Source organism: Chromobacterium sphagni (assembly GCF_001855555.1).
GTDB lineage: Bacteria > Pseudomonadota > Gammaproteobacteria > Burkholderiales > Chromobacteriaceae > Chromobacterium > Chromobacterium sphagni.
Window position 1 is genome coordinate 740,018 of the sequence record NZ_MKCT01000001.1, and the last position, 23,905, is coordinate 763,922.

Genomic DNA, 23,905 nt, shown 5'->3' on the forward strand with positions numbered 1-23,905 from the left:
GCCGTCACGGCGAGAAGCTTCTGGGCATCAGACAGGCTTCGCGGGTTTCCTGCAGCAGGCGCTCGAAATCGCCGCTGTCCTGCAAGGCCTTCAACCCATGATTGAAGCGCTCCACCAGTTCCTTGCCGCGCGCGTGCTTGCGCCAGATCACCACGTGCAGCGGCGCTGACCAGAACGATTTGTTCTGCGCGTCCAGCAGGCTGGCCTGCGCCGGCGGGAAATGATGGGCGATCAGGTATTTGCCCACTTCCAGATCGATGGGGAACAGATCGATGCGGCCGGCCAACAACTTGCGCAGGTTGATCAGGTCGTCCGGCGCGCTGTCCACCGTCAGCATCCCGTTCTTGACCTGGGCATCGAAGTCGTCGGAATAGAAATTGCCCACCGTGACACCCACCCTGACCCCCTTGAGGTCGGCCCAGCGGCTCCAGTCCAGCCGGTGCTCCTTGCGCTGGAAAAACACCATACGCGCCGACAACACCGGCAGCGTATACAGGAGGTCGCGCTTGCGCTCGGCGGTGGGCGCCCAGCCGAAGCTGCCGTCCACCTGGCCGTTGCGCGCCGACTGCAGCGTGCGGTTGTTGGGATAATAGCGGTAGGTGACGTCGACGCCGCCGCGGGCGAAGGCTTCCTTCACCAGCCGCGACAGAATGCCGTCGTACGGCAACTCCTGGCCCATGTACGGCGGCCATTCCTGATTGGACAGGGTGATCTTGAGGCGCGGGGCAGCCTCAACCGGAGCCGCCTGCAGCACGGCCCAGCTCAGGATACCCAGCAGATAGCCGTGGTATCGCATTGTTTTCCCGATTCTTGCAAAAGTCAGCAAGCCGTCCGTTGTTTTATATGCTGCAGACAGTCTTTCCGCTGAGCATAACCGGCAATGCGATAGGCTTCAATGCGAATGGGCCCGGTGGAATTCACACCGGGCCCATTGCGTTTAAACCGTTGGCTTAACGGCTTTTAGGCGGGCTGAACAGCGCGGCGCGCGGCGCCGAGGATTTGGGCGAACGCGCGCCTTCCTGGCGCGCCTGGCCTTGGCCCTGGGCGGCGCCGCGGTGGCCGTGGCCGGCCGGCTTGCTTTCGGTCTGGTGGCGCGGCTTGGAAGCCGGGTTGCGCGGCTGCTGGCTGCGACCCTGGCCACCACGGCCCTGGCCTTGCCCCTGGCCGCGGCCACGGGCGCCGCCGCCCATCGGGATCGGCTCCGGCTTGACGTTGAGGTCGGCCTCGAAGCCGGGCACGGTGAAACGCTCGATCGACATCTTGATCATCTTCTCGATGTCGCGCAGGAAGCTGAACTCGTCCACGCACACCAGCGACAACGCTTCGCCCGGCGTGCCGGCGCGGCCGGTGCGGCCGATGCGGTGCACATAGTCTTCCGCCACATTGGGCAATTCGAAGTTGACCACGTGCGGCAGCTGGTCGATGTCCAGGCCGCGCGCGGCAATGTCGGTGGCCACCAGCACCTGCAACTCGCCGCTCTTGAAGTCGGCCAGCGCGCGAGTGCGGGCGTTCTGGCTCTTGTTGCCGTGGATGGCGGCGGCCGAGATGCCGATCTTGTCCAGCTTTTCCGCCAGGCGGTTGGCGCCGTGCTTGGTGCGGGTGAACACCAGCACCTGGAACCAATTGTGCTCGCGGATGAGATGGATCAACAGGTCGGTCTTCTTATCGCGGTCGACCAGGTGCACCTTCTGGGTCACCAGCTCGTTGGTGGTGTTGCGGCGCGCCACTTCCACCAGCTTGGGGTTGTCCAGCAAGCGGTCGGCCAGCGACTTGATCTCGTCGGAGAAAGTGGCGGAGAACAGCAGATTCTGCCGCTTGGCCGGTAGCATCGCCAGCACCTTCTTGATGTCGTGGATGAAGCCCATGTCCAGCATGCGGTCGGCTTCGTCCAGCACCAGGATTTCCACGCCGGACAAATCGATGGTCTTCTGGCCGGCGTGGTCCAGCAGGCGGCCCGGCGTCGCCACCAAGATGTCCACCGACGAGCGCAACGCCTTGATCTGCGGATTGATGTTGACGCCGCCGAACATCACCAACGACTTCAGCGGCAGGTATTTGCTATAAGTACGTACCGACTCTTCCACCTGGGCGGCCAGCTCGCGGGTGGGGGTCAGCACCAGCGCGCGCGGACGGCCGGCCTTGTGGCTGGGCGAGCGCATCAAGAGCTGCAACAGCGGCAGGGTGAAACCGGCGGTCTTGCCGGTGCCGGTCTGGGCCGCGGCCAGCAGATCGCCGCCTTGCAGCACTTGCGGAATGGCCTGAGCCTGGATGGGCGTGGGCGTGGTATAACCGGTATCGGCGACCGCGCGCAACAAAGGGTCTGCCAGGCCTAGGTCGGCAAAGGTAAGATCGGACATAATATGCTCCTGCGACGGCCTATCGCAGAACTGCGACCAATCCAGGCTGACGGGAAAAAGAAGTTGGACTCGATGATGAGAAAGGCGTGCGGGACTGGTACTCGCACGAAGCGTCGCAGTGTACAGGCATTCGCCGGGGATGGGAACTCATCGCCCCGCCCCGCGCCAAAGAGCCGGCGCACCCACCGGCGCGCTCCATGTTGTCGTTTTTGAGGATTGAATATGCCCATAGCCTCATTCAGGCTGATAGGCTTGCTGCTGCTGCTTCCCGCGCTGGCGCTGGCCGGCAGGAACGACCGGTCGCACGCGGCCGGCTCAGGCCGCGTCCAGACGGATACAGGCAAACCCGTTGATGAAAATGGCGACGCGCCGCCGCCGGTGGCCACCGACTTCCATTGCGACAAACCCGCCAATATGGTGGAAAGCATGGTTTGCCAGGACGACGGCCTGACCCGGCTCGACAACCGCCTGGAGAAAGTCTACACCCAGGCGATGGGCCAGGCGGAACAAAACCGCAACGGCGCCCAGGCCAAGCTGGTCGGCGAACAGAAACGCTGGGTAAAAAGTCTGAAGGACTGCCTGAAGAACGAAGACCCGCACATGTGCCTGGGCGACGCCTACATCCTGCGCATTTCGCAACTGCAGGCGGCCTGGAGCCTGGCGCCTTCGCTGACGCCGCTGCGCTACCTATGCCGCGGCCAGCCCTCGTCCACCATCCTGGCCACCTTCTACCGCACTCATCCGGCCACCGCCAAACTGGAGCGCGGCAACACCCTGGTCATCGTGCACCAGGGCCTGAGCGGCAGCGGCGCGCGCTATGTCGGCCAGGGCGTGGAGTTCTGGATCAAGGGCCGCGACGCCAGCGTCAACTGGCGCGGCGAATCGCTGGAGTGCACCAGCCAGCCCACGCCGTGAAACATGGCGCCTGAGCGCGCCTGCGGTTAGAATCGGTCGCCCGCGCCGCATCCCCGCGCCGGGCCGACCGACTTCACGAAGATCCTGCCATGGCCCTGACCGCCACCATTTACAAAGCCTCCCTGACGCTGTCCGACATGGACCGCGGCTATTACGCCAGCCATCAGCTGACCCTGGCCCAGCATCCCTCGGAGACGCTGGAGCGGATGATGCTGCGCGTCGCCGCTTTCGCGCTCAACGCCAGCGAAACGCTGAGCTTCACCCGCGGCCTCAGCGCCGACGACGAACCGGAGCTGTGGCAAAAGAACTATTCCGACGAGATCGAACTATGGCTGGAGCTGGGCGAGCCGGACGAGAAGCGGCTGAAGAAGGCCTGCAGCCGTTCCGACAAGGTGATCCTGTACAGCTATGGCGGCCGCGCCAGCGAAGTGTGGTGGAGCCAGATCGAGAACAAGCTGTCGCGGCTGGACAAGCTGGAAGTGTTCCGCATCGACAGCGAGGCGCTGCAGCAGCTGACCGGCCTGGCCCAGCGCAGCATGCAGCTGAACATCACCATCCAGGACGGCCAGATGTGGCTGGCCGACGAGCAGCACACCGTGCTGCTCGAACCGCAGCGGCTGAAGTAAGCGCCGCCACCCTGGCAGCAGGATGCAAACGGACCATGCAGCAGCCATTGAGCTTGAGAATCGCGCAGGCCGGCGATGCCTGGCCGCCATCCATGCCGCCAGTTGGCAGAGCAGCTACCGCGGCATTTTTCCGGACGACTAACAGGACCGCCTGGCTCCGGCGGAAAGACTGGCGCTGTGGCGGCGGCGCTTCGCCGCGCCGCAAACGTGCTGGGTGCGGCTGGCCTGCTGGCAGGACCATCCGGTCGGCTTCGTCTGCTTGATGGCGGCAGCCGCCGCCGAAGCGCGCCGCGCCGGGCAGGCCGCTTTATCGTGAGTGTATCAACAGAACACTGCCGCCTGCCGCCTCTACCAAGCGTTGGGCGGCGTGCAGATTGAAAACATGGGAACCGACACGCCGGCCTGCTCCTGGGCCATGGCGGTGCGCAACGCATGGCATGGCATGGCGCAACCCGGCCCGCCTGCTCTGAAACCTGCTTGCTCGGCGACAACTCTGATCCGCGCCGCCGCATTACAATACACCCATGTCCACACTCAAATACCTGCTGCACTACCCGCCGGCCCTGGTGCAACAGGCCCAGGCGCTGCTGGACGCCGGCCAGTTGGGCCCGTGGCTGCGGCGCAAGTATCCCGACGCCAACGAAGTGCAGACCGACAAGGCGCTGTACCAGTTTGTCGCGGCCATCAAGCAACGCTACCTGAAGAACGCCCCGCTGCCGGCCAAGGTGCTGTACGACAACCAGCAACATCCGCTGAAAGGCACGCTGGGCACCAACACCCTGGTCTCGCGGGTGCAGGGCGGCAAGCTCAAGAGCAAAAGCGAAATCCGCATCGCCGCGCTGTTCCGCGAGCTGCCGCTGCCCTTCCTGCAGATGATCGTGGTGCACGAACTGGCGCACCTGAAGGAGCGCGACCACGACAAGGCCTTCTACCAACTGTGCTGCCACATGCTGCCCGACTACCACCAGCTGGAATTCGACCTGCGGCTGTGGCTGAGCTGGCGCGAGCTGGAAACAGCTTGAATCCCCGCGCTTTTATTATCCAAAAGAATAACAAAACAATTCCATATTATTTTTAATACTATTCTCCCCGCGCTACAGTTCAGGCCATCCCCCTAGCGGAAGTCCGACATGTTCGCCTCGCTGCAGCCCTTCGACCTCATCATCCAGCCCGGCTGGAACAATTCCGGCCCCGGACATTGGCAAAGCCACTGGCAGCGACGGCTGGGCGCGCGCCGGGTGGACAACGCCGATTGGACGCAACCGCAGCTGGAAGACTGGCTGGACGGCCTGGATGACGCCCTGTCGCGCTGCCGCCGGCCAGCGCTGGTGATCGCCCACAGCCTGGGTTGCGTCACGGTGGCGCACTATGCCCAGCGTCATCCCGAGCGCATCGCTGGAGCGCTGCTGGTGGCGCCCGCCGATGTCGAACGGCCATTCGCGCCGGCCGAACTGATGAACTTCGCGCCGGTGCCCCGCCGGCCGCTGTCCTTCCCGGCCAGAATCATCGCCAGCAGCAACGACCCCTTCTGCAAAACCGCGCGCGCGGCGCGGCTGGCCGGCTACTGGCAAACGCCCATCACCTGGCTGCAGCACGCCGGCCATATCAATGTCGACTCCGGCCACAGCCAGTGGGAGGAAGGCTGGCCACTGCTGCGCCAACTGGCCGGCCGGGCGCTCAGCCGGCTGGAGTCGGCCGCCGCCGCGCCGACGATGGTCTAGACTGAAGCATTTCCGCCGCTACCGGTATGCCATGCGCGCCGCCCTCAACACGCTTCTCTACGGCTCCCTGCTGCTATGCAGCCCATCCGGTCTGGCGGCCGGCCCCGCCAGCATGGGCATCTTGGTCGGCGCGCTGGACAATCCCTTCTACCAGGCGCTGGCGCGCGGCGCGATACAGGCCGCCCACAGCCTGAATCCCTCCGTGCAGGTCAGCTCGCTGTCCGCCAACTTCACGCTGTCGCGGCAGCAACAGCAGATGCGCCAGCTGATCGCGCAGAAAGTCGACCTGATCCTGCTGGGCGCGGTGGACAGCCGGGCCATCGCCCCGCAGGTGCGGCAAGCGCGCGCCGCCGGCATCACGGTGGTCGCTGTGGATGTGGACGCGCCGGAGGTGGACGGCACGGTGAAATCGGACAACCGCCAGGCCGGCGAGATCGCCTGCCGCTACCTGGCTCAGCAACTGGGGGGCAAAGGCGCGCTGCTGATTCAGGGCGGACCGCCGGTCACCTCGGTCAGCGACCGCATCGCCGGCTGCCTGGCCGCCCTGGCCGCCTATCCCGGCATCCGCGTGCTGAACGACCAATCCAATGCCATGGGCTCCAGCCTGGGCGGCCAACGCGTGATGCAGCAGGATCTAAAACGCTACCCGCGCATCGACGCGGTGTTCGCCACCAACGACCGCCAAGCGCTGGGCGCCGAAAAGGCGCTGCGCGCCGGCGGGCGCCGCCGGACCATCATCGGCGCGGTGGACGGCTCGCCCGATATCGAGCACGCGTTGCGACAACCGGGCCAGATCGTCGCCTCGGCCAGCCAGTCGCCCTATCTGATCGGCCGCGAAGCCGTGCTGCTGGGCCAGCGGCTGCGGCAGGGCGACATCGGCAAACGCCTGGTGACGGTGCCGGTCGTCCTGGTCTCCCGCGCCAACCTGTCCAGCTACCAAGGCTGGCAAAGCCGCCAGATTTCACCCGGAAAACGCTGAAAAACCGAAGTTTCCGCTTTGACCTGAGCGGTATGGGGTGTCACACTGCCGATCCGATATCTTTCACCAGATCAAAGGATTTGCCATGTTTGCTTCCCGCCCGCTCAAGGCCAGCCTCGCCGCCCTGCTGCTCACCCTGCCGCTGCTGGCGCATGCCGACGCCGCCCAGGATGCCGGAGCCAAGGAACTGGCCGCCACGCTCAACATCAACAACATGCTGCCCGCGCTGGTCGAACGGACTACCGCCAGCGGCCCGCTGCTGCTGCAGAACTACATCGGCAAGAACAAGATCCAGCTCAATGCCGCCCAGCAGAAAAAAGCCCAGGCCGGCCTGAAGGGCTATATGGACGGTATCCACAAGCTGGCTGCCGACTACTTCGGCTCGGCCGCCGTCAAGCAGCAGTTCGAGCAAACCGTGACGAAAAATATCAGCGCCCAGTTCAGCGCCGACGAGCTGAAGCAGATCAACGCCTTCTACAAGACCCCGGCCGGCCAGAAGCTGCTGAAACAGCAGCCGCAAATCGGCGACGCCATTGCCGGCGAGACGCTGAAGAACGCCGAAAAGACCCTGTTGCCCAAGATGGAGGCCGCGGCCGAAACCTACGGCAAGACCATCGCCAAGAAATAAGCTAATCCAGCATCAGGCTGAGCCGGCGCGCGCGCTCCAGCGCGGCGTCGGCCCCGGCCCACTCGTCCTGCCACACCCAGACCTGGCACTGCCGGTCCAGCATCTCCACCAGCCACAAGCCGCTGCCGCCCTGCAGCTCGACCCGCCGCGCCCGCACCGGCCGACGATAATTGAATACCACCATCTCGCTGGTTTTCGCTGGCGCCATCGCTTGCGTTTTCATGACTTTCCCCTGGCCGGTCGATTTATCCCCCATTACGCAAAAGCCGTGCCATCCGCCGGATCAGCCAGCGGCTATAACGGGTATATCGTCTCCTCACCAGCCTGATGCCATGCGGTTGTCCGATGCTTGCCACATCCTCTTCCTCCTGCTGCCGGCCTGGGCGGCGGCCGATGTCCAGACCGTCACCATCCTGACCGACAACGGCTACCCGCCTTATTCCTACGAGGCCGGCGGCCAGGCGCAAGGCATTTACAACGACATCCTGCGCGCCGCGGCCAGCCGGCTGCGCGGCTACCAGATCGAACTGAAGCCGGTGCCGTGGAAGCGCGGTCTGGCCGAAGTGGAGAATGGCCGCGCGCTGGCGCTGTCGCCGCCCTACTACCGTCCACGCGAACGGCCCTATATGCAGCCGTATTCTGTGCCGATGCTGAACGAGCAGGTGGTGGTCTACTGCCGGGCGGAAGTCCTGCAAACGCCGCGGAAACGCTGGCCGGACGACTACCGCGGCCTGCGCTTCGGCAACAACTCCGGCTTCCGCCCCGGCGGCGACGCGTTCTGGGCCCTGATCGGCCAGGGACAAATCAACCTGGAGGAGGCCGCCGACGCCCGCACCAACCTGCTCAAGCTCATCCGCGGCCATCTGGACTGCTACCTCAACGACAAGCTGGCAATCCAGCTGGAGCTGGCGCGGCTGCAGCAGCAGCGCCTCTACATCCCAGGCGCCCTGCAGGAGGCGGTCGGCGTGTCGGAGGAGCAGGGCTATGTCGGCTTCACCGACCGCGACCAGGGCCGCTTTCCCTACAAGCAGGATTTCGTCAGGCAGCTCAACCAGGCGCTGGGCGAAATGAAGCGCAACGGCCAGATAGACCGCATCCTCAACCGCGCGCTGGACGCCGCCCGCACGCAAGCGGTGCCGCCCTCTTTTTGACAGCGCTGGAAAGCCCGGCTTAGCATGTGCTGTCGCCTACCACGAAAGACGCAATGGAAAACCGCAAACTGGCGGTATTGATAGATGCCGACAATGCCCAGTCGGCGCTGATCGCCGAGTTGTTGGCCGAAGTGGCCAAATACGGCACCGCGGTCGTCAAGCGCGCCTACGGCGACTGGACCACCACCCAGCTCAAGGGCTGGAAGGAAGTGCTGCACCAGTACGCCATCTCGCCGATCCAGCAGTTCGCCTACACCAAGGGCAAGAATTCCACCGACTCGGCGCTGATCATCGACGCGATGGACCTGCTGTACACCGGCAATTTCGACGGCTTCTGCCTGGTGTCCTCCGACAGCGACTTCACCCGCCTGGCCACCCGGCTGCGCGAGGCCGGCCTGATGGTGATCGGCCTGGGCGAGCAGTCCAAGACTCCGCGCCCCTTCATCGCCGCCTGCGACAAATTCGTCTTCACCGAGATCCTGCGTCCGGCCCAGCCCGCCAAGGCCAAGCCGGAAGCGCCGTCCGACCGGCCCAAGGCCCGCGCCAGCCGCTCCCGCGCCAAGGTTCTGCCGCAGCGCGAGCGCCATCCGCTGCAGGACATGTTCACCTCGGCGATAGAGGCCGTGTCGCGCGACAGCGGCTGGGCCGAGCTGTCGGCGGTGGGCTCCTACCTGGCCAAGAACGATCCCTCGTTCGACCCGCGCAACTGGGGCCACAGCCGGCTGTCGCAAATGGTGAAGAAGCTGGATTTCCTGTCGGTGCAGGAAAACCGCAACGGCTCCAAGCTGCACAGCGAGATCCGCCTGAAACACGAGGCGGACCACGCCCAACAGGAGATCGCCGCGCCCGCGCCGGAAGCGGCGCCGCCGGCAGAAGAGCCGCCGCCCGCGCCGCTGCGCAAGAAGCGCAGCCCGCGCAAGAAGGCGACGCCCGCCGGCTGAAGCTGGTACGGTATTTGCTTCGGCCTTGACCCTAGGCCCAACGACCCGATGCAAGGACAGATCATGCAGATTCGTGATGCCAATTTGGAAGACCTGGCCGCGATCCTCGATATTTACAACGAAGTGATCGCCACCACCACCGCCGTCTACAACGACGATCCGCTGTCGGCCGGCGAGTTCGCGGTATGGTTCCAGGACCGCACCGCCGCCGGCTGCCCGGTGCTGCTGGCCGAGGAAAACGGCCGCGTGCTGGGCTTTTCCAGTTTCAGCGACTTCCGCCCGCGTCCCGGCTACCGCTTCACCGTGGAGCACAGCGTGCACCTGGCGGCCGATGCCCGCGGCAAGGGCATAGGCACCGCGCTGGTGCAGGCGCTGTTTCCGCGCGCCCAAGCGCTGGGCAAGCACACCATGCTGGGCGCGGTGGATGCGGACAATGAGGGCTCTATCCGCTTTCATGAGAAACTGGGCTTCGCGCAGGTGGGCAGGCTGCCCCAGGTGGGATTCAAGTTCGGTCGCTGGCTGGATCTGGTCTACCTGCAGCGCTTCATCGACGGCGACGCCAGCAGCGGCCCCGCTAGCGGCGCCTGAGCGCAGCCTCGTCCTGGTATAGCGCGCGGCCGCCCAGACGGCGGCCGATGCGCGCCGCCAACAACGCCGCCAAAGCCACCGGCGGCAGCATATGCCAGGCAGCGGTCAGTTCCATCAGCATCAGGATGGCCAGCAGGGGCGCCTGCGCGGTCGCAGCCAGAAAAGCCGCCATCCCCACCATTACCGCCCCGCCCAGCGGCAGCCAGCCGGGCAGCAGCAAGTTCAGCAGTTGCCCGGCCAGCGCGCCGCCGGCCGCGCCGGCGAACAGCATCGGCGTGAAAATGCCGCCAACCGCGCCGGAACCGCTGGTGGCAGCGGTGGCGCACAGCTTGCACAGCAGCAGGATCAGCACCAGTTGCCAGGCCGGCTCGGCCTGCAGCAGCCAGGACACCGTGCTGTAGCCGTTGCCCCACATCTGCGGCCAGAACCAGGCCAGGCCTCCCACCACCGCGCCGCCCAGCGCCATCCTGAGCGGCAGGCGCAGCGGCAGCCGGGCGAAGGCCGCGCGGCCCAACTCCATCCATTTCAGGAACAAGGGCGAGCAGGCGCCCAGGGCCAGCGCCAGTAGGCAGTAACCGGCCAGCGCCAGATGATCCGCCGCCGGCAAGGACGCGGGGCGGTACAGGGGTTGCAGGCCGAACAGGTGGTCTACCGTGAGACTGGCGGTCAACGCTGCCAGCAGCAGCGCCGGCAACGCGCGCCAGTCCAGCCGCCGCCACACCACCTCGCAGACGAACACCACCGCCGACAACGGCGCATGGTAGGCCGCCGCCCAGCCGGCGGCGATGCCGCAGGCCACCAGCAAGCGCCGGGCGGGGAGCGTCATCGGCACGAAACGGCTCAGCAGCGAGCCGCCCTGGGCCGACAGCGCCACCATCGCGCCTTCGCGGCCGATGGAGCCGCCGGAGGCCACGGTGGCCAGCGAAGACAGGCTGTTGACCAGCGTGCGGCGCAAGGCCAGATGACCGTCGCCCACCCGCACTGCCTCCAGGTAGTCGCCGCTGGCCGAGCCACGCAGCAGATGCCGCCCCTGCTCCAACACCGCGCCGGCCAGCAGGCCACCCACCACCGGCGCCAGCGCCCGCTGCCAGGGCGGCAACTGGCGTGCGATGCCGACCAGGCTGCCGCTGTGTCCGGTCAGCAGATGCTCAATGCCGTGCAGCGCGCTCTGGAAGCACAGCACCAGCAATGCGCCCAGCATGCCGCAGGCGGCGGCCAGCAGTAGATTGAGGACATGGGGATGGCGCTTGGGCAAGGAGTGCATGGTGTGGATGGTCTTCTGCGCTGTCGCGGCAGCCTAGGTAAACAAGCCTAGCAGAGCCGGGCGTCGCAGCAAATGAAAAGCGCCGCAGTTGCCTGCGGCGCCTCTCCGTTTTACTGCCACTGTCGAACGCAGTGTTTTTCTTGATATATCTCTATTCTCACCCTTTGTACGACTCAGCGCACCTCTGCAACAATATCCCTACTGAACACCTTTTCGCAATACTTGCACTTCATTTTTGTGTCATGCGCCAGGGTTTTGACGTAGAAAAAGCTCGTCACTGGCTCATTATGCGAAATGCAATTGGAATTAGGGCAGGAGAAAATGCCTTCCACTGCGTCCGGCAGTGTCAATTTATGCTTTTTTACCACTTCGAAGTTGTCGATGACGTTCACTGTCGCCTTTGGTGCGAATAGCGCCAGCTCGTTGGCCTGCTCCTCGGTCAGCGCCACGTTCTCCACCTTGATGATGTCCTTGCTGCCCATGTGGCGGCTGACCAGGTTGAGGCCGACAGTGACGCGCTCGCCGGTTTCGGTGAGCTTGAACAGGCGCAGAATCTTCACGCCCTGCCCGGCCGGAATGTGGTCGATCACGGTGCCTTGCTTCAGCGCTTCTACGGTGCGGGTGTATTGCATGATCTTGTCCTTCCTTGCCTGATTAGACGGTTTCGTTCAGTACCAGCGACAACAGCGCCTGGCGCGCGAACACGCCGTTCTTGGCCTGCTCGAAATAATAGGCGTGCCGCGTGGCGTCGACGTCCACCGCGATCTCGTCCACCCGCGGCAGCGGGTGCAACACTTTCATGCCGGGGCGGGCATTCTTCAGCATCTCGGCGCGCAACGCGAACTTGCCCTGGATCTTCTTGAACTCGGCCTCGTCGAAGCGCTCGCGCTGCACGCGGGTCATGTACAGGATGTCCACTTCCGGGATCACCGCCTCCAGGCTGTCCACCACCGTGTATTCGACGCCCTTTTCGTCCAGCTCCTCGCAGATGTAGTCCGGCATCGCCAGCGCCTCCGGCGCCACGAAGTAGAAGCGCGCGCCGAACAGCGACAAGGCCTGCGCCAGCGAGTGCACGGTGCGCCCGTACTTGAGGTCGCCGGCGAAGGCCACCGACAGGCCCTGCAGCCGGCCTTGGGTCTCGCGGATGGTGAACAGGTCGAGCAGGGTCTGGGTGGGATGCTGGTTGGAGCCATCGCCGCCGTTGATCACCGGCACCGCCGAGAATTCGCTGGCCAGCCGCGCCGCGCCCTCCTTGGGATGGCGCATCACCACCGCGTCGGTGTAAGAGCTGATGATCTTGATCGAATCGGCCAGCGTCTCGCCCTTCTTGGCGCTGGTATTGCCGCCGTCGGCGAAGCCGATGATATTGCCGCCCAGGCGCTGCACCGCGGTCTCGAACGACAGCCGGGTGCGGGTGGAGGGCTCGAAGAAGCAGCTGGCCACCAGCCGGCCCTGCAGCAGGTCGTTGCGCGGGTTCTGTTTCAGGCGACTGGCGGTATCCACCACCAGTTCCAGTTCTTCGCGGCTGAAGTCAGGGATGGAGATGATGTGTTTCCGGTACAGTGGATTGGCCATGGTCGCTTTCCTCATATTGGCAGGCTGGTGACGGACGAAAAAAAAGCCCCTGGCGTCAGGGGCTTTTTTTCTGGAATACGGGATCTTCGGGAACGGCGGCTCCGAACGGCAACGCCGCCACGCCACCCCTGCAGGTGCCGCTGTTGCCGTCGCGCTGTCGTGCTGCCTGGTTCATTACCGTGTTCCGAACAAAACTGCGGGAATATATCCCGATCCGCCCCTGCAGGGCAAGATGGCCGGCGCATGCTTTGCGAAAATATCCGCCTGTCCGGATCGGCCGGACCGGCGCGGCGGATTGGCCGCCCCCGGCGATCGTTCCTTGAAAATCCCCCGGCTGCGGCTGATGCTTGTAGAAAACCAGGCGTTGTTCCACCGCAATCCTCTTCGGCCTGAATGCCGCCAAGCTGCCTATCCGCCGGCTGGCTGGTTTCACTGCCGGGCTTTCCTGAATTAGCGTAATGATCAAGTGCATAGACGTCAGCGACCTCAAGGTCGGCATGTACATCCACGACCTCAATTGCGACTGGATGTCCCATCCTTTTCTGGTGAACCGGTTTCTGGTCGGCAACGAAGGCGAAATAGAGAAGATAGTCGACGCCGGCATCCACGAAGTCTACATCGATACCCGCAAGGGGCTGGACCTGCCATCGGCCCCCACCGAAGGCGAGGTGCGCAAGCAGCTTGAAAACGAACTGCGCGAAATCGCCAGCCGGAAAACCATCGCCCCGCGCCAGGTGGAAGCCGGCGAGGAATTCGGCCGCGCCCAGCTGATCCACAGCGAGGCCAACCAGATCGTGCGCGACATCCTGCAGGATGTGCGACTGGGCAAGCAGATGGTGCTGGATCAGGTGGAGCCGCAGGTGGAAAAGCTCACCGGCTCGATCCTGCGCAACGGCGGCGCGCTGCTGTCGCTGTGCCGGATCAAGGACAAGGACAACTACACCTTCCAGCACTCGGTCAGCGTCGGCGCGCTGATGGTCAGCTTCTGCAACGCGATGGGCATGAGCAAGGAAGTGATACACCATGCCGGCATCGGCGGCATGCTGCACGACATCGGCAAGATGAAGGTGCCGGACACCATCCTCAACAAGCCGGGCAAGCTGACCGAGCAGGAATTCGCGGTGATGAAATGCCATGTGGTGGAAAGCAAGCAGATATTACTGGCCACCCAGGGCATCTCGGAAACCGCGGTGCTGGTGGCGGCGCAGCACCACGAGCGCCACGACGGCAGCGGCTACCCCGCCGGCCTGAAGGGCGAGGAAATCTCGCAACTGGGACAGATGGCCGCCATCGTCGACGTCTACGACGCCCTCACCTCCAACCGCTGCTATCACAAAGGCATGCCTCCCACCGACGCGCTGCGCAAGATCTACGAGTGGTCGAAATTCCACTTCAACCCCGAACTGGTGCAGGCCTTCATGCGCGCCATCGGCATCTATCCGATCGGCACCCTGGTGCGGCTGGAAAGCGGCCGGCTGGGCGTGGTGATCGAGCAGAACGAGAACAATCTGATCGCGCCCAAGGTGAAGGTGTTCTTCAGCATCAAGAGCAATAGCTACATTCCGCCCGAGGTGGTCGATCTGTCGCGGCGGATGGGGCATGGCGGCGGCGACAAGATCGTCAAACACGAGGTGCCGGAGAAATGGAAGATCGACCCGCTGCGCTTTCTGTAAGACGTGGTGCGACGCTCTACCGGTAGTCCCCCCATACCGCCTGCATCGCCGCCACCGCCGCCAGCGCGGCGGTTTCGGTGCGCAGGATGCGCGGCCCCAGCCTCAGCGGCGTCCAGCCGGCAGCCAACGCAGCATCCTCCTCCAGGCCAGAAAAACCGCCCTCCGGGCCCACCATCAGCCAGCTGCGGACTGGCTTCGCCGACAATTCGGCCAGACTCCGGTCGCCGCGCGGCGACAGAATCAGCCGGATGTCGACCTGCTGCGGCTGCGCCAGCCACTCATTCAGCGTCAGAATGGGCAACACCTGCGGAATGGTGTTGCGCCCGCTCTGCTCGCAGGCGGAGATGACGATCTCCTGCCAGCGCGCCACCCGCTTGTCGGCGCGCTCGCCGGACAGCTTCACCACCGAACGGCCGGCGGCCAGCGGCTGGAATTGGCTGACGCCCATCTCCACGCCTTTCTGCAGCGTGAACTCCATCTTGTCGCCGCTGGAAATCCCCTGGGCCAGCCCCAGCCACAACGGCGTTTCACGTGAAACCTGGTCGCAGTGCTCGATCAGACACTGGGCGTCGCGCTTCTGCACCGAGTTGAGGGTGGCCTGGTACTCGCCGCCCTTGCCGTTGAACAAGGTGATGGCGTCGCCGGCATTCAGCCGCAATACTTGGACATGACGCACCACAGCATCGGGTAGGGACAGTTGCTGGCCGACCTGAAGATCGGCATCTAAATAAAACCTTGGCATCGGATATTGAAAGTCGCTGTTGATACCGGTATTTTGCTAGGTTTGCTCCATTCGGCAAACCGCTTTTGCGTCGCGACGACGCAAACCCGCAGGAGAAACAGGATGCAGGTGCTCGAACAGGTTATGCAGCTGGTGCGCGAAGTGGCCGCCCGCGAGGTGATGCCGCGCTTTTTGCACGTCGGCAAAAGCCGCAAGGAAGACGGCACCCTGTTCACCGAGGCCGACCTCGCCTGCCAGCAGGCGCTGCAGCGCAGCCTGCCGGAAATCCTGCCGCACCCGGTGCTAGGCGAGGAAATGGACCGCGAAGAGCAGGACGCGCTGTGGTCGGCCAACGCCGGCGGCCTGTGGGTGGTGGACCCGATAGACGGCACCACCAACTTCGTCAACGGCCTGCCGTATTTCGCCATTTCGGTGGGATTGATGGTGGATGGCAAGAGCGAGCTGGGCGTGATCTACAACCCGGTGTCGGACGAAATGTTCTACGCCCGCCGCGGACTGGGCGCCTGGATGAACGGCCGCCGCCTGCCACTGAAGACCATACACAACTGCATAGGCGACGCCATCGCCAGCGTCGAGGTGAAATACCTGCGCTCCGGCAAGCTGGCCGCCCGCCTGGGCAGCCTGGCGCCGTGCGGCAGCCAGCGCAATATGGGCTCCAGCACCCTGGACTGGTGCTTCCTCGCCGCCGGCCGCTACGACCTCTACCTGCACGGCGGCCAGCGCCTGTGGGACTACGCCGCCGGCGCGGTGATCCTGGAAGAGGCCGGCGGCCGCATCGCCAGCCTGAACAGCGACGACTACTGGAGCGACGTGGTGTGGAAGCGCTCGGTGATCGCGGCCATCACCCCGGAGCTGTTCGGCCAGTGGCACCGCTGGGTGCGCGCCAACCAATAAACCCGGCCATGGCGGCTTGGCAAAAAGGAACGGGGCCCATTCTGGCCCCATTCCATTGACCGACTGCGGCCATGCCGCCCACCCGGCGCTTAGCGTTTGCGCGCCATCGCCGGCAGGGCGTAGCCCTGGCCGCGGACGAAATCGGCGACGAACTGTCCCAGCAGCAGATGAGTGTGGCTGGTCGGGTGCAGATTGTCCCAGAACACGAAAGCGTCGGCGTTGGCGCACTCCGCCCGCGGCGTCTGCGCCGAGATGTAAGGCAGGCTGGCGTTGACCGCCACGTTCAGGCATGGCAGCGTGGCATTGCCCATCTGGTACTTGGCCGGATTGCCCAGCAGGTCGTTGAACATCGAGTAGGCGTCGAACAGCTTGAGCTTGAGGCTGGCGCCGTGCTTCTGCTGCAGGGACGACACCAGCAGCGCCAGCTTGGCGTTGTAAGCCTTCACCTGCTGCGCCAGTTGCGCCGTCTTGCCGCCGGCGCCGCCGGACGGCGTGCGCGACAAGTCGGGCAGGTTCAGCACCACGATATTGCGCCCGCCGTTGGCTATCACCTGCTCCAGCGCCTTGCCCTGATCGGCGATCACCTGCTCCACGCTGCGGCCGTAGTTCAGCAGGTCGTTGCCGCCGATCAGCATGGTGAACAGCGTGTTCTCCGGCCGGTAGCCTGGCGCCTTCTGCATGTACTGCCGCCACGACTCCACCTGCTGCAACAGGCCCGGCACCACCAGATGCTGATCGGCGGCAGAGCCGCCTATCGCCCAGTTATAGAGCGGCAGCCTGAGCTGCTGGGCCAGATACTCCACCCATACCGGACCGTTGCTGAAGCGGCCGAGATACCAGCTCTTGGCGGTGGGCAGCTTCCATTGCGTGGCGCCGTACATGTTCTGGGTGTCGGACAGGCTGTCGCCGAACACGATCAGCTTGTTGACGCCAGCGCTCTGGCTGGCGCTGTCCAGCGTCCATACCGTGTGGTTGTATGACAAGAAGTTGTTGGCGGCCGCCACCAGCGCCAGCGGCTTGGCGATGCCCTGCTTGGCCAGCGTCTGCTGGCAGACCGAGCGCAGCTGATCCTGGCCGACGTCGCTGTAGAACATGTTCTTCAGCGCGACGATGCTGTCCGACCACCAGTAGCCATTCAGCCGATAGTAGTCGCCGGAGCCGGGATCGGTGGCCCAGACATAGCTGGTCTGCGGCTTGTTGGCCGCGGCGTCCAGCCGGTAATGGCAACGCAGATAGGTGTAGGTGGCGCTGCCCGGCTGCGGCTTGGCCTGGCCCCCGGCGGCGCGCGCCTCGTTGTCGGATAGCGGCTTGCCGGCCGAGATCACGCCGTCCAGCTCGTCGCTAGGCGGCTGCTCCGCCAGCGCCAAGGCCTGGTCCGCCGCCAGCGCCCCCAGCAGCAGGGACAAAATGATGCTTGTTTTCATGTATTCACCCGGTACCTTGTTTTTATCAACGGGATCGCTCTCTCATCGCCGGCGTCGGCAGCTTGCCGGCCTGGCGCGGGGCATCCGTGTCAATTATCATACCAAGCAAATATATTTAAAATAAAACGTTAATTTTAAACAATTTAACGGATTAAATAAGGTACTGCACGGTATCAATGCATAAAAAAACCGCCCGGTTCTGGGGCGGTTTTGTAGCAGCTTTGTAAATAAGAATGCGTCTCAAACGTGCAGCAGGACTGTCTTCAGCGGGGGTTTGCCGTCGCCGCTGGGGAAATCGGCGTCGGGGACGATCCACTCGGCGGAACGCACCTCGCGGCCGGCCTTCACCGCGCTGCGCTTCAGCGACTCCAACCAGGCTTCGCCGTCCACTTCTGCAACATTATTGCAACAAACCAGCATGCCGCCGACCGCGGTGGTCAGCAGCGCCGGCTTGAACAGCGCCTGATAATCGTTGACCAGATCCACCACGCCGAACGGGCTCTTGGAGTAGCGCGGCGGGTCGAGGAACACCAGGTCGAACTGGCGCGCCTCCAGCTTGGGGAAGGGCGGCATCTTCTTGCCGCGCACCCGCTCCGCCTGGCCGATGCCGGACAGCTGGCGCAGCGCGGCGAACACATCGCTGTGCAGGCAGCGCGGGCGGGTGGTCACCAGGTTGAGCTTGGCGTTGGCGCGGCCGACGCTGAGGCTGGACTCGGAAAAATCGACGTTCAGCACAAAGCTGGCGCCTGCCTTGGCAGCCGCCACGCCGACGCCGCAGGTATAGGCAAACAAATTGAGCACGCTCTTGCCGGCGGACAGCTGCATCACGCGGCGGCGCGCGGCGCGCAAGTCGAGGAACAACCAGGGATCCTGCCCCTTGTGGCGGGCCTGATAGACGAAGGACACGCCGTTTTCGCGAATGGCGACGTCCTGCTCGGCCACCGCTTGCTCCGCCAGCGGCAGCGCGTTGCGGATGCGCGAATTGGCTTCGCTGCGGTCGTTGTAAACCAGCGCCAGCTCGGGCAGCGTCGCTTGGTAGTAGCCGCGGACTTCGGCCAGCTCTTCCTCGCTCAGCGGCTTGTGGAAGCTCTGCACCAGGATCTGTTCGCCGTAGCGGTCTACGGTGAGGCCGGACACGCCTTCCACGCTGCCGTGAAACAGGCGGTAACAGTTGGTGTCTTCGGCGGCCAGGCGCACTAGCAATTCGGCGCGCGCCGCGGTAGCGCGGCTGAGGAGTTCGGTCAGGGTGGACATGGGGACTTTCGGTTCGGTTCCAGGCCGGGCCGCGGGAATATGCGCGCGGCCGGTAAAAACCGGATTGTAAGCCCTGAAGGGCGGCGCACCAAGCGCGCCGCCCTGCTTCATGGCCTTAACGCAGCTTCTTCAACGCCGGCAGCACGTTGCCGGAGGCGTTCAGGAAGTCGGCCACCGCGTTGCCCAGCAGCATGTGGGTATGGGTGGTCGGGTGCAGCGTGTCCCAGAACACGAAGCTGTCGGCGTTGCCGCAGTTGCTGCGCGGCGACTGGCTCTGCATGTAGTTCAGCGCCGAATCGGTGTTGATGTTGAGGCAGGACTGGGTGGTGTTGGCCACTTGGTACTTGGCCGGATTGGTCAGCACATCGTTGAACAGCGCGTAGCTGTCGAACACGCGGATGTTCACGCCGTACTGCTGTTGCAGGGAGGCCGCCAGCGCGTCCAGCTTCTGATTGTAGTCCAGCACCTGCGCCGCCACGGTCGATGCGCCGCCCTTGAGCTGGTACACCGGCGCACGCGACACGTCAGGCAGCTTCAGCAGCAGGATGTTGCGCGCGCCGGCGCCGATCAGGCTGGTCAGCGCCTGCTGCTGGCCGGCGATCACCTTGTCCGGCGTGCTGCCGTAGTTGACCAGGTCGTTGCCGCCTATCCACATCGTGAACAGCGTGGTGGCCGGGTTGTAGTTGGGCGCCTGCTGCATGTACTGCTGCCAGGACTGCACCTGCTGCACCACGCCCGGGATCACCAGCTTCTGCGTGCTGACGCCGGCGCCGCCTATCGCCCAGTTGTACATCGGCAGCTGCAAACGCGCGGCCAGGTATTCCACCCACACCGGACCGTTGCTGAAATGGCCGATATACCAGCTGTTGCGGTTGGGCAACGTCCACTGCGAGGCGTTGAACACGTTCTGGTTGTCCGACAGGCTGTCGCCGAAGGCGATGATCTTGTTGATGCCGCCGCCCTGGCCGGCCACATCGTTGGTCCACACCGTGTAGTTGAAGGACATGGCGTTGTCGGCGGCGAACACCATCGCCGGCGCCTGGTTGATGCCCTTCTTGGCCAGCGTGCCCTGGCAGATCGAGCGCAGCGCGTCCTGGGTCGCGTCGCTGTAGAACATGTTCTTCCAGTCCAGGATGCTGCTGGACCACCAATGGCCGTTCAGCCGGTAGTAGTCGCCGCTGGACGGATTCAGCCCCCAGACATAGTCGGTGGTCGGCTGGGTGTTGCCGCTGCCGGTGCGGTAGTAGCAGCGCAGATAGGTGTAGGTGGACGGCCCCGGCGCCGCGGCGGCGCTGACGCGCGCGGCGTTCAGCTTGGCCTTGGGCAGGCCCTGCTTGAGCAGCTGCTCGCGGCTGAGCGGGCCGGACGGCGACAGGATATGGCCGTAGCGCGGATCCGGCTGGCCGGCATCGTTGCCGGCAACCGCCAGCGAGGACAGGGTCAAGCCCAACAGCAACCATGATTTCATGCGTTCTCCTCCTGATTGTGTGTAATGGAACGACTACGCGCCCGACTAAATGACGCGTAACGCCAACATTAAGAAGAGAATATGAAATTTGTATATGGCAAATCATGACGTTACGGTAAAAATTAGATTAAACGCTCGATTTATTGTCGCGTTATCGCCAGCGCAGCAAGCCGGGGGCGGCCTGCGCGCGTTTTGCCCCGCATATGCCATATTGAAATAGCCGCCACCCGCCATCCGCCTGCGAGGACGCCATGCAACCCAGCCGCGAACTGCTGAAAACCCTGTACACGATGGCCATGCTGGTCGAGGCGCGCGATGCCTATACCGGCGGCCACCTGTGGCGCGTGTCGCGCTACAGCTATCTGCTGGCCGAAGAGCTGCACCTGCCGCAGCCGGAAGTGGAGCGCATCGCGCTGGGCGGCTTCCTGCACGACCTGGGCAAGATAGGCGTGCCCGACGCGGTGCTGAACAAGCCGGACAAACTCAACGATGCCGAATACGCGGTGATCAAGACCCATCCCAGGGTAGGAGCCGAACTGCTGAAAGACCATCCGTTGGCGGAACTGGTGATGGACGCGGTGCTATGCCACCACGAAACCCCGGACGGCAACGGCTACCCGCAGCGGCTCGCCGGCAAAGCCATCCCGCTGGTGGCGCGCATCGTCGGCCTCACCGACGCCTTCGACGCGATGACCAGCACCCGTCCCTATCGCAAGGGGATGCCGATGATCCAGGCGCTGGCCATCCTGCAGGACAAGCTGGGCAGCCAGTTCGATCACGAGCTGGGCAGCCGCTTCATCCAGCTGGGGCAGCGCGGGCGGCTGGACCATGTGCTGGGGCACAGCGAGCCCGGCATTCCCATGCAGAATTGCGCCGCCTGCGGCCCCATCATCGCGGTGCCCGGCAGCGTGGCGGACGGAGAGGATATCTTCTGTCCCAGCTGCGCCAGCGGCTACCGGTTAAACCGGAACGGCGGCAAACTGTCGCTCAGCCCCACCGGCCTCAGCGACCCGGTGCGGGCCAGGCAGCCGCACGCCGACAGCAGCCTGATCGACGACCTGTTGCTCGGCAGCCACCAGCTGCGCAGCCGCAGCAAGCCGGGACTGCTGGATCTGCTGTTCGGCTGAGCGCGATGACCCGCAAACAGGTCATAGTGATTGCCACATGAATGTCAATGGTCTAATTTGAGGATGTCCCACGCGACTGCACAGCAGAGGCAGACCATGCACACACTCCATCCCAATCTGCGCCCCTGGCTCGCCGAGTTCAACCGCGTCCTCCAGCAGAAGATCGACACCGGCTACAAGGCCACCGCCATCGGCGCGCGCGAAGCGCTGGCCGAGTTGACCCTCCAGCAGGTTCCCGCCGGGCCGCCCATCGCCTGGGTCAACGAAGACTTGGTGGCCGGCCGCGAATACAGCGTGCCGGTGCGCATCTATCATCCGGAACCACAGCAGGCGCTGCCGGCGCTGGTTTTCCTGCATGGCGGCGGTCATATGGCGGGCAGCGTCAGCGTCTACGATCCGATCTGCCGCCGGCTGGCCCAGGCCAGCCGCCATATCGTGGTGGCCGCGGAATACCGGCTGGCGCCGGAGAATCCCTATCCGGCCGGCCTGAATGACGCCGCCTGCGTGGTCAAGGGAATATGGGGGATGCTGGACGAACGGCGCCTGCCTTACCTCAGGCGCCTGGCGCTGGTCGGCGACTCGGCAGGCGGCGCGCTATGCGCCAGTCTGAGCGGCAAGGCTCAATACGACGCCTCGCTGGACATCAACCGCCAGGTGCTGATCTACCCCTGCGTCGACTACACGCTGACCCAGCCGTCGGTAGCGGAGAACGGCGACGGCTACTTCCTGACCACCAGCCGCACCGCATGGTATTTCGACCAGTACTTCCAGCACGCGGAAGACCGCCACCAGGCATCGCCGCTGCATTGGGAACTCAGCCCGCGCTTGCCCGCCACGCTGGTGATCACCGCCGGGCGCGATCTGCTGCGCGATCAAGGCCTGCAGTACGGCGCGCGGCTGAAGGCGGCGGGAGTGGCGGTGGAACAACTGCATCTGGACGACCAGATGCACGCCTTCCTCAATATGGAGGCGCTGGTGCCGGAGGTATGCGGCCTGGTTTACCGCCGCATCAGCGCCTTCCTCAACGCCAGATGACGCCTGCGCCGCCGCCGCGCTGAAACCGGTCAGCTTCAGGCAAGCCTGCGGCGGCAGGCATCATCGCCTCAGTAGTTTTCCGGGAAGAAGTGGCGCTCAGTCAGCTCGATCAGGATGTGCAGCACCTTGATGTGCAGCTCCTGCACCCGATCGGCGTACTGCCCGCCCGGCGTATTGACGTAGACGTCGGCCAGCGGCTCCAGCTTGGTGCCGGCGCGACCGGTGAGAATGATCACTTTCACGCCCAGTTCGCGCGCGGTTTCCGCGGCGCGGATGATATTGCGGCTATTGCCGCTGGTGCTCAGGCCCAGCAGCACATCGCCGGCGCGGGCATGGCTTTCCAGATAGCGGGCGAAGATCTCGTCGTAGCCGTAGTCGTTGCCGACGCAGCTGATGTGACTGGGGTCGCTGATGGCGATGGCGGCCATGCCGCGGCGGTTATTGCGGTAGCGGCCGGTCAATTCCTCGGCGAAGTGCATCGCGTCGCACATCGAACCGCCGTTGCCGCAGGAAAACACCCGTCCGCCGGCCTCAAGCGCGGCGATGATGGTTGCGCCCGCGGCTTCTATGCTGCCCAGGGCATCGGGATTGGCCAGCAGGTTGTCGAGCGCCGTCTTGGCCTCGCTCAGGCTGGCGTGGATATGTGATTTCATCTCGGGTGCAGTCTCCATTGTCAGCATGTCAGTTTACTTCATCGGCTGGCGCGGCGGCGCTCAGGCGATCTGCCGGCCAAACCACACCACCCGGCCTATCACCTCGAACTCGCCCGATGTCCGCGCCAGATCCACAGTAAAAGTCTCATATAGGGGATTGGCGCTCTTCACTTGCAGCGCGCCCCCGGGCAGCCGCTGCAGCTGCTTGACGAAGATGTCGTCGCCGATGCGGATCACGAACAGGCCTTCGCCGGGATTGCGTTCGACAGTATTGATCAGGATGGTGTCCCTATCCTCCAACACGCCGCTCATGCTGTCGCCCTTGACGCTGATCACCGCCAAGTCCCTGGGCGACGCGTTCAAATAGTTCTTCACCCAGTAGCGACGGAAGGCCATATAGAACATCGGCTGCTCGCCCGCGGCACTGGTTCCAAATCCCGCCGACGCTCTCAGGTTATACCGCGGAATGAAACAGAACTCCTCGTGCACGCCCTCGGGTACGAAATGCTCGTCGCCCGCCAAGCGCAAGGGCTCGGGCGGATGTTCGGCCGCTTCGCGCGCAGGCGGCTCGGCCATCTCGGCCGCGACGCCCCCCTCCTCCTGCATGAGGCCTTCGCCGTACAACAGCCATTCCAGCCGGCAGCCGCTGCTGCAGGCTATCTTTTCCGCCGTCGCCGTCCGCGGCACGCCGCCCTTGTACCACATATTGGTGAAGGACCCTTTGTTGATGCCCATGCGGGCTGCCCAAGCATAGGGTTTTTCTGCGCCGATCAGCAGCTCCAGACGCTGCCGAAAGTCGGACTGCTGCAGGGAATTTTCCATTTAGAACTCCATCAGTAATCAAGTACGACTGGAACTCCCCTCCAGAGTACTATTTTATTGTCATTCCA

The 23,905-nt window shown here is 64.5% G+C and carries 26 protein-coding genes; 13 read left to right on the forward strand and 13 right to left on the reverse strand.

Annotated elements, in window-relative coordinates; genetic code table 11:
- Positions 1-4: 4 nt before the first annotated feature.
- Both BI344_RS03545 and BI344_RS03550 read right to left on the reverse strand, forming a co-directional pair.
- On the reverse strand, positions 5-796 hold the full coding sequence (locus tag BI344_RS03545; RefSeq protein WP_083338624.1) for a substrate-binding periplasmic protein: 792 nt from the start codon (positions 794-796) through the stop codon (positions 5-7).
- A 154-nt stretch (positions 797-950) separates the two neighbouring features.
- Positions 951-2,357 carry a DEAD/DEAH box helicase gene (locus tag BI344_RS03550; RefSeq protein WP_071111549.1) on the reverse strand — a complete coding sequence of 469 codons (1,407 nt, stop codon included), beginning with the start codon at positions 2,355-2,357 and terminating at the stop codon, positions 951-953.
- Between the two features lie 222 nt (positions 2,358-2,579).
- Between BI344_RS03550 and BI344_RS03555 the strand changes: the two genes are divergently transcribed.
- From BI344_RS03555 to BI344_RS03580, 6 genes are all read left to right on the forward strand, one after another.
- On the forward strand, positions 2,580-3,272 hold the full coding sequence (locus BI344_RS03555) for an MliC family protein (RefSeq protein ID WP_071111550.1): 693 nt from the start codon (positions 2,580-2,582) through the stop codon (positions 3,270-3,272).
- 89 nt (positions 3,273-3,361) lie between these two features.
- Positions 3,362-3,898 carry a YaeQ family protein gene (locus BI344_RS03560; protein ID WP_071111551.1) on the forward strand — a complete coding sequence of 179 codons (537 nt, stop codon included), beginning with the start codon at positions 3,362-3,364 and terminating at the stop codon, positions 3,896-3,898.
- A 524-nt stretch (positions 3,899-4,422) separates the two neighbouring features.
- Entirely contained in the window at positions 4,423-4,920 is a 498-nt protein-coding gene (locus tag BI344_RS03565; RefSeq protein ID WP_071111552.1) for a YgjP-like metallopeptidase domain-containing protein, read from the forward strand.
- A 108-nt stretch (positions 4,921-5,028) separates the two neighbouring features.
- Positions 5,029-5,619 (forward strand): alpha/beta hydrolase, encoded by a 591-nt coding sequence (locus BI344_RS03570; RefSeq protein WP_071111553.1) that lies wholly within the window; start codon positions 5,029-5,031, stop codon positions 5,617-5,619.
- A 31-nt stretch (positions 5,620-5,650) separates the two neighbouring features.
- Positions 5,651-6,598 carry a substrate-binding domain-containing protein gene (locus BI344_RS03575; protein ID WP_071111554.1) on the forward strand — a complete coding sequence of 316 codons (948 nt, stop codon included), beginning with the start codon at positions 5,651-5,653 and terminating at the stop codon, positions 6,596-6,598.
- 85 nt (positions 6,599-6,683) lie between these two features.
- Complete coding sequence (locus BI344_RS03580) at positions 6,684-7,226, forward strand: DUF2059 domain-containing protein (RefSeq protein ID WP_071111555.1); 543 nt, start codon at positions 6,684-6,686, stop codon at positions 7,224-7,226.
- A 1-nt stretch (position 7,227) separates the two neighbouring features.
- Here BI344_RS03580 and BI344_RS03585 read toward each other — a convergent pair whose 3' ends face one another.
- Positions 7,228-7,449 carry a hypothetical protein gene (locus BI344_RS03585; RefSeq protein ID WP_071111556.1) on the reverse strand — a complete coding sequence of 74 codons (222 nt, stop codon included), beginning with the start codon at positions 7,447-7,449 and terminating at the stop codon, positions 7,228-7,230.
- A 109-nt stretch (positions 7,450-7,558) separates the two neighbouring features.
- Between BI344_RS03585 and BI344_RS03590 the strand changes: the two genes are divergently transcribed.
- The 3 genes from BI344_RS03590 (at position 7,559) to BI344_RS03600 (ending at position 9,906) form a co-directional block, all read left to right on the forward strand.
- Entirely contained in the window at positions 7,559-8,377 is an 819-nt protein-coding gene (locus BI344_RS03590) for a substrate-binding periplasmic protein (protein WP_071111557.1), read from the forward strand.
- Between the two features lie 53 nt (positions 8,378-8,430).
- Positions 8,431-9,318, forward strand: coding sequence for an NYN domain-containing protein (locus BI344_RS03595; protein ID WP_071111558.1), 888 nt, complete (start codon positions 8,431-8,433; stop codon positions 9,316-9,318).
- A 63-nt stretch (positions 9,319-9,381) separates the two neighbouring features.
- Positions 9,382-9,906: a GNAT family N-acetyltransferase gene (locus BI344_RS03600; protein WP_071111559.1), complete on the forward strand. Its 525-nt coding sequence runs from the start codon at positions 9,382-9,384 to the stop codon at positions 9,904-9,906.
- Here BI344_RS03600 and BI344_RS03605 read toward each other — a convergent pair.
- From BI344_RS03605 to BI344_RS03620, 4 genes are all read right to left on the reverse strand, one after another.
- On the reverse strand, positions 9,893-11,170 hold the full coding sequence (locus BI344_RS03605; RefSeq protein ID WP_071111560.1) for a chloride channel protein: 1,278 nt from the start codon (positions 11,168-11,170) through the stop codon (positions 9,893-9,895). The genes BI344_RS03600 and BI344_RS03605 overlap by 14 nt on opposite strands.
- A gap of 173 nt (positions 11,171-11,343) precedes the next feature.
- Positions 11,344-11,802, reverse strand: a complete 459-nt coding sequence (gene pyrI / locus BI344_RS03610; protein WP_043575102.1) for an aspartate carbamoyltransferase regulatory subunit — start codon at positions 11,800-11,802, stop codon at positions 11,344-11,346.
- 22 nt (positions 11,803-11,824) lie between these two features.
- Positions 11,825-12,745 carry an aspartate carbamoyltransferase gene (gene pyrB, locus BI344_RS03615; RefSeq protein WP_071111561.1) on the reverse strand — a complete coding sequence of 307 codons (921 nt, stop codon included), beginning with the start codon at positions 12,743-12,745 and terminating at the stop codon, positions 11,825-11,827.
- A 55-nt stretch (positions 12,746-12,800) separates the two neighbouring features.
- Entirely contained in the window at positions 12,801-13,178 is a 378-nt protein-coding gene (locus tag BI344_RS03620) for a hypothetical protein (RefSeq protein ID WP_071111562.1), read from the reverse strand.
- A gap of 25 nt (positions 13,179-13,203) precedes the next feature.
- On the opposite strand from BI344_RS03620, the gene BI344_RS03625 reads away from it, so the two are divergent.
- Positions 13,204-14,418, forward strand: a complete 1,215-nt coding sequence (locus BI344_RS03625) for an HD-GYP domain-containing protein (protein ID WP_071111563.1) — start codon at positions 13,204-13,206, stop codon at positions 14,416-14,418.
- A gap of 16 nt (positions 14,419-14,434) precedes the next feature.
- On the opposite strand, the gene BI344_RS03630 is transcribed toward BI344_RS03625, so the two are convergent.
- Complete coding sequence (locus tag BI344_RS03630; protein ID WP_071111564.1) at positions 14,435-15,160, reverse strand: 16S rRNA (uracil(1498)-N(3))-methyltransferase; 726 nt, start codon at positions 15,158-15,160, stop codon at positions 14,435-14,437.
- 102 nt (positions 15,161-15,262) lie between these two features.
- Here BI344_RS03630 and BI344_RS03635 point away from each other — a divergent pair, with 102 nt between their 5' ends.
- Complete coding sequence (locus BI344_RS03635) at positions 15,263-16,054, forward strand: inositol monophosphatase family protein (protein WP_071111565.1); 792 nt, start codon at positions 15,263-15,265, stop codon at positions 16,052-16,054.
- Positions 16,055-16,143: 89 nt separating this feature from the next.
- Here BI344_RS03635 and BI344_RS03640 read toward each other — a convergent pair whose 3' ends face one another.
- From BI344_RS03640 to BI344_RS03650, 3 genes are all read right to left on the reverse strand, one after another.
- Positions 16,144-17,478, reverse strand: coding sequence for an SGNH/GDSL hydrolase family protein (locus BI344_RS03640; RefSeq protein WP_083370051.1), 1,335 nt, complete (start codon positions 17,476-17,478; stop codon positions 16,144-16,146).
- Positions 17,479-17,718: 240 nt separating this feature from the next.
- On the reverse strand, positions 17,719-18,732 hold the full coding sequence (locus tag BI344_RS03645) for a class I SAM-dependent rRNA methyltransferase (protein ID WP_071112057.1): 1,014 nt from the start codon (positions 18,730-18,732) through the stop codon (positions 17,719-17,721).
- Between the two features lie 115 nt (positions 18,733-18,847).
- A complete protein-coding gene (locus tag BI344_RS03650) occupies positions 18,848-20,200 on the reverse strand; it encodes an SGNH/GDSL hydrolase family protein (RefSeq protein WP_241499247.1) in 1,353 nt (450 codons plus the stop codon).
- A gap of 251 nt (positions 20,201-20,451) precedes the next feature.
- Between BI344_RS03650 and BI344_RS03655 the strand changes: the two genes are divergently transcribed.
- Together BI344_RS03655 and BI344_RS03660 are read left to right on the forward strand one after the other, a co-directional pair.
- Positions 20,452-21,327: an HD domain-containing phosphohydrolase gene (locus BI344_RS03655; protein WP_071111566.1), complete on the forward strand. Its 876-nt coding sequence runs from the start codon at positions 20,452-20,454 to the stop codon at positions 21,325-21,327.
- A 96-nt stretch (positions 21,328-21,423) separates the two neighbouring features.
- Positions 21,424-22,362 (forward strand): alpha/beta hydrolase, encoded by a 939-nt coding sequence (locus BI344_RS03660; protein ID WP_071111567.1) that lies wholly within the window; start codon positions 21,424-21,426, stop codon positions 22,360-22,362.
- Positions 22,363-22,430: 68 nt separating this feature from the next.
- Here the strand turns inward: BI344_RS03660 and gmhA are convergent, their stop codons facing one another.
- Positions 22,431-23,015, reverse strand: coding sequence for a D-sedoheptulose 7-phosphate isomerase (gene gmhA / locus BI344_RS03665; RefSeq protein ID WP_071111568.1), 585 nt, complete (start codon positions 23,013-23,015; stop codon positions 22,431-22,433).
- Between the two features lie 60 nt (positions 23,016-23,075).
- Positions 23,076-23,837, reverse strand: a complete 762-nt coding sequence (locus BI344_RS03670) for a LexA family transcriptional regulator (RefSeq protein WP_071111569.1) — start codon at positions 23,835-23,837, stop codon at positions 23,076-23,078.
- Positions 23,838-23,905: the final 68 nt, after the last annotated feature.

What these genes read in the sequence shown, in the direction of transcription:
- BI344_RS03545 (WP_083338624.1), bottom strand. Translation starts at nt 796, where the DNA reads ATGCGATACCACGGCTATCTGCTGGGTATCCTGAGCTGGGCCGTGCTG.
- BI344_RS03550 (WP_071111549.1), bottom strand. Translation starts at nt 2,357, where the DNA reads ATGTCCGATCTTACCTTTGCCGACCTAGGCCTGGCAGACCCTTTGTTG.
- BI344_RS03555 (WP_071111550.1), top strand. Translation starts at nt 2,580, where the DNA reads ATGCCCATAGCCTCATTCAGGCTGATAGGCTTGCTGCTGCTGCTTCCC.
- BI344_RS03560 (WP_071111551.1), top strand. Translation starts at nt 3,362, where the DNA reads ATGGCCCTGACCGCCACCATTTACAAAGCCTCCCTGACGCTGTCCGAC.
- BI344_RS03565 (WP_071111552.1), top strand. Translation starts at nt 4,423, where the DNA reads ATGTCCACACTCAAATACCTGCTGCACTACCCGCCGGCCCTGGTGCAA.
- BI344_RS03570 (WP_071111553.1), top strand. Translation starts at nt 5,029, where the DNA reads ATGTTCGCCTCGCTGCAGCCCTTCGACCTCATCATCCAGCCCGGCTGG.
- BI344_RS03575 (WP_071111554.1), top strand. Translation starts at nt 5,651, where the DNA reads ATGCGCGCCGCCCTCAACACGCTTCTCTACGGCTCCCTGCTGCTATGC.
- BI344_RS03580 (WP_071111555.1), top strand. Translation starts at nt 6,684, where the DNA reads ATGTTTGCTTCCCGCCCGCTCAAGGCCAGCCTCGCCGCCCTGCTGCTC.
- BI344_RS03585 (WP_071111556.1), bottom strand. Translation starts at nt 7,449, where the DNA reads ATGAAAACGCAAGCGATGGCGCCAGCGAAAACCAGCGAGATGGTGGTA.
- BI344_RS03590 (WP_071111557.1), top strand. Translation starts at nt 7,559, where the DNA reads ATGCGGTTGTCCGATGCTTGCCACATCCTCTTCCTCCTGCTGCCGGCC.
- BI344_RS03595 (WP_071111558.1), top strand. Translation starts at nt 8,431, where the DNA reads ATGGAAAACCGCAAACTGGCGGTATTGATAGATGCCGACAATGCCCAG.
- BI344_RS03600 (WP_071111559.1), top strand. Translation starts at nt 9,382, where the DNA reads ATGCAGATTCGTGATGCCAATTTGGAAGACCTGGCCGCGATCCTCGAT.
- BI344_RS03605 (WP_071111560.1), bottom strand. Translation starts at nt 11,170, where the DNA reads ATGCACTCCTTGCCCAAGCGCCATCCCCATGTCCTCAATCTACTGCTG.
- pyrI (WP_043575102.1), bottom strand. Translation starts at nt 11,802, where the DNA reads ATGCAATACACCCGCACCGTAGAAGCGCTGAAGCAAGGCACCGTGATC.
- pyrB (WP_071111561.1), bottom strand. Translation starts at nt 12,745, where the DNA reads ATGGCCAATCCACTGTACCGGAAACACATCATCTCCATCCCTGACTTC.
- BI344_RS03625 (WP_071111563.1), top strand. Translation starts at nt 13,204, where the DNA reads ATGATCAAGTGCATAGACGTCAGCGACCTCAAGGTCGGCATGTACATC.
- BI344_RS03630 (WP_071111564.1), bottom strand. Translation starts at nt 15,160, where the DNA reads ATGCCAAGGTTTTATTTAGATGCCGATCTTCAGGTCGGCCAGCAACTG.
- BI344_RS03635 (WP_071111565.1), top strand. Translation starts at nt 15,263, where the DNA reads ATGCAGGTGCTCGAACAGGTTATGCAGCTGGTGCGCGAAGTGGCCGCC.
- BI344_RS03640 (WP_083370051.1), bottom strand. Translation starts at nt 17,478, where the DNA reads ATGAAAACAAGCATCATTTTGTCCCTGCTGCTGGGGGCGCTGGCGGCG.
- BI344_RS03645 (WP_071112057.1), bottom strand. Translation starts at nt 18,732, where the DNA reads ATGTCCACCCTGACCGAACTCCTCAGCCGCGCTACCGCGGCGCGCGCC.
- BI344_RS03650 (WP_241499247.1), bottom strand. Translation starts at nt 20,200, where the DNA reads ATGAAATCATGGTTGCTGTTGGGCTTGACCCTGTCCTCGCTGGCGGTT.
- BI344_RS03655 (WP_071111566.1), top strand. Translation starts at nt 20,452, where the DNA reads ATGCAACCCAGCCGCGAACTGCTGAAAACCCTGTACACGATGGCCATG.
- BI344_RS03660 (WP_071111567.1), top strand. Translation starts at nt 21,424, where the DNA reads ATGCACACACTCCATCCCAATCTGCGCCCCTGGCTCGCCGAGTTCAAC.
- gmhA (WP_071111568.1), bottom strand. Translation starts at nt 23,015, where the DNA reads ATGAAATCACATATCCACGCCAGCCTGAGCGAGGCCAAGACGGCGCTC.
- BI344_RS03670 (WP_071111569.1), bottom strand. Translation starts at nt 23,837, where the DNA reads ATGGAAAATTCCCTGCAGCAGTCCGACTTTCGGCAGCGTCTGGAGCTG.